The organism is Frankia sp. CcWB2, from assembly GCF_977927585.1.
This window is the reverse complement of record NZ_CDWRCM010000092.1, coordinates 9739-12577: the sequence shown is the minus strand read 5'-3', so window position 1 is coordinate 12577 and position 2839 is coordinate 9739. Positions and strand designations below refer to the sequence as shown.

Genomic DNA, 2839 nt, shown 5'->3' with positions numbered 1-2839 from the left:
CGGTGGACCGATCTCGCCCGGCTGCTCGCGGCGCGCGGGCATCCGGTCCTGCAGCCACACGCGTCCGGGGCCGGGACGGCCGTGCCCAGGGTGCCCATAGCCTCCCCGCTGCCGCTGCGGGGGTTCGCGGGGCTGTGCGCGGCCGTCGGCGCGCGCGGCGGCGTCGTGGTCGGCGGGGATACCGGGCCGGTGCGCCTGGCCGCTGCCGTCGGCGCCCGCACGGTGGCGCTGTTCGGCCCGAGCCCGGCCGCCCGCTACGGCATCGCGGCGTCCCGGCAAGGCGGCGATCCGGGCGGGATGGACCTGCAGGGACTGCCAGACTGCCCGGTCCGACGACCGCTGTCCATCACCGAACAGGACTGCTGGTGGACGGCGCGATGCCCGCTCTCGGCCGACGGTCCGGCCTGCATGAGGGACCTCACGACCGCCGTCGTGGGCGAGGCGGTTTCGGCCCGAACGCCGGGCCGGGCATCGGCCCGGACGGTGGATCTTCGGCCCCCGCCACCGGGAAGAAGAACCCGATCATCCAGTCCCTGCCATCCTCCCTGTTACCCAGAGTAGTAGTTTTCTCCGCGCTCCTCGGGGCAGCCCTCGTCTCGTGGCTGAACAGATCCGCGCCGTCGACGGCGCTTCCCCCCCTGAGCGCGGACACGCACGCGGCCGCCGGGCGCCGGACCCTGCCGAAAGCGGTGCTGTTCGACCGGGACGGGACGTTGTGCATCGACATCCCCTACAACGGCGATCCCGGACGGGTCGTCCCCGTATCGACGGCGGCGGCGGCCCTGCGGCGCCTGCGGCGGGCCGGCATCCCGACCGCCGTGGTGTCCAACCAGAGCGGCGTCGGGCGCGGTCTGCTCGCCCTCGACGACGTCCATGCCGTCAACCGGCGGCTCGACGATCTGCTGGGCGGTCTGGGGCCGGTGTTCGTGTGCCCCCATGCGCCGGACGCGGGCTGTCCGTGCCGCAAGCCTGCCCCGGCGCTGCTCCTCGCCGCGGCCGCCGCACTCGGCGTGGCGCCGCGGAACTGCGCGTTCATCGGCGATATCGGCGCGGACATGGCCGCCGCCGCGGCGGCCGGCGCCCGGGGCGTGCTGGTGCCGACGGCGGTCACCCGCGCGGACGAGGTCGCCGCGGCGCCCGAGGTGGCCGCCGATCTGCTCGGCGCCGTCGACCTCCTCCTCGAAGCGGCGGGAACGGGGGGACCGGCGGGAACGGCAGGGGGGACGGGAGGAGCGGCGGGGGCGGTGCGGCGATGACCGCCCGGGTGCTCGTCGCGCGCCTCGACAGCGACGGCGACGTCCTGCTGTCCGGTCCAGCGATCCGCGCGGTGGCCGCGACCGCGGCGCACGTGACCCTGCTCGTAGGCCCCCGCGGGCGGGCGGCTGCCGAGCTGCTGCCCGGAGTGGACGAGGTTGTCGTCTGGCGCTGCCCCTGGATCGACGCGAGCCCGCCACCGGTGCGCCGCGACGACGTCGACGGCCTCGTCGACCGGCTGGCCGCCGGTCGCCTCGACGACGCGCTGATCCTCACCTCGTTCCACCAGAATCCGCTGCCGCTGGCCCTGCTGCTGCGGATGGCCGGCGTCGGGCGGATCGCCGCCGTGAGCGAGGACTACCCCGGCACGCTGCTCGACGTCCGCCACCACCTGCCCGAGACGGGGCTGCACGAGGTCACCAGAGCCCTGTCGACCGCGGCGGCGCTCGGCTACCGGCTACCGGACGAGGACGACGGGCTGCTCGCGGTCCGCCGGCCGCTGCCGGACCCGACCCCCCTGATCGGCCCGGAGCCGTACGTCGTCCTGCATCCGGGCGCCTCGGTGGCCGCCCGACGCTGGAACCCGCCGCGGTTCACGGTGGTGGTGCGCCGGCTGACTGGCCGGGGACACCGGGCCGTCGTGACCGGTGGACCCGACGAGGTGGGGCTCACCGCCACCGCGGCCGGCCGCCTGCCCGGCGTGCATGACCTCGGCGGGCGCACGGACTTGGCGGGCCTCGCCGGCGTCCTGGAGCGGGCCGGCGCGGTGGTCGTCGGCAACACCGGCCCCGCGCATCTCGCCGCCGCGGTCGGCACCCCGATCGTCTCCCTGTTCGCCCCGACGGTGCCGGCCGAACGGTGGCGGCCCTACACCTCCCGGCACGTCCTGCTCGGCGACCAGGCGATCGGCTGCGCCGGATGCCGGGCCCGGGACTGCCCGGTGCCCGGCCATCCCTGTCTGAACACCGTCGAACCCGACGAGGTCGTCGACGCCGTGGAGACGGTTCTCGCCTTCCCCGTCGTCACCGTTCCCCCCGCCCGGCAGGAGGTCCTGGAGGCCCCTTGATGAAGGTCCCGACGAAGGTCTCGACGAAGGTCTCGATGGTTTCCGAGCATGCCAGCCCGCTCGCGGCACTCGGCGGTGTCGACGCGGGCGGGCAGAACATCCACGTCGCCTCGCTGGCCGATGCCCTGGCCCGCCGGCAGGTCGACGTCATCGTGCACACCCGCCGGGACGACCCCGACCTGCCGCGCCGCGTCAGGCGCGGGGAAGGCGTCCAGGTGGACCATGTGCGTGCCGGTCCCGCCAGATTCGTTCCTAAAGACGAACTTCTCCCCTACATGGACGACTTCGCCGCCGACCTGCACGAGCAGTGGCGACGGTGCCGTCCCGACGTCGTCCACGCGCACTTCTGGATGTCCGGGCTCGCCGCGCTGCGGGCCGCCCGGCCGCTGGGCATCCCGGTGGTGCTCACGATGCACGCCCTGGGCGTGGTGAAACGCCGCCACCAGAGCCGCAAGGACACCTCACCGCCGGAACGCGTCGCCATCGAACAGCGGCTCGTCGGCGACGTCGACCAGCTCC

The 2839-nt window shown here is 75.1% G+C and carries 4 protein-coding genes; all 4 read left to right on the top strand.

Going from position 1 to position 2839, the window contains the following annotated elements:
• Positions 1 to 561, top strand: a 561-nt coding sequence (locus ACY45C_RS11605; protein WP_462187623.1) for a glycosyltransferase family 9 protein, incomplete at its 5' end; no start/stop codon positions are given.
• 128 nt (positions 562 to 689) lie between these two features.
• On the top strand, positions 690 to 1256 hold the full coding sequence (locus tag ACY45C_RS11600) for an HAD-IIIA family hydrolase (protein ID WP_462187622.1): 567 nt from the start codon (positions 690 to 692) through the stop codon (positions 1254 to 1256).
• Positions 1253 to 2320: a glycosyltransferase family 9 protein gene (locus ACY45C_RS11595; protein ID WP_462187621.1), complete on the top strand. Its 1068-nt coding sequence runs from the start codon at positions 1253 to 1255 to the stop codon at positions 2318 to 2320. Before ACY45C_RS11600 ends, ACY45C_RS11595 begins: the two co-directional genes overlap by 4 nt.
• On the top strand, positions 2320 to 2839 hold a 520-nt coding region (locus ACY45C_RS11590), incomplete at its 3' end, for a glycosyltransferase (protein WP_462187620.1). The genes ACY45C_RS11595 and ACY45C_RS11590, both read left to right, overlap by 1 nt.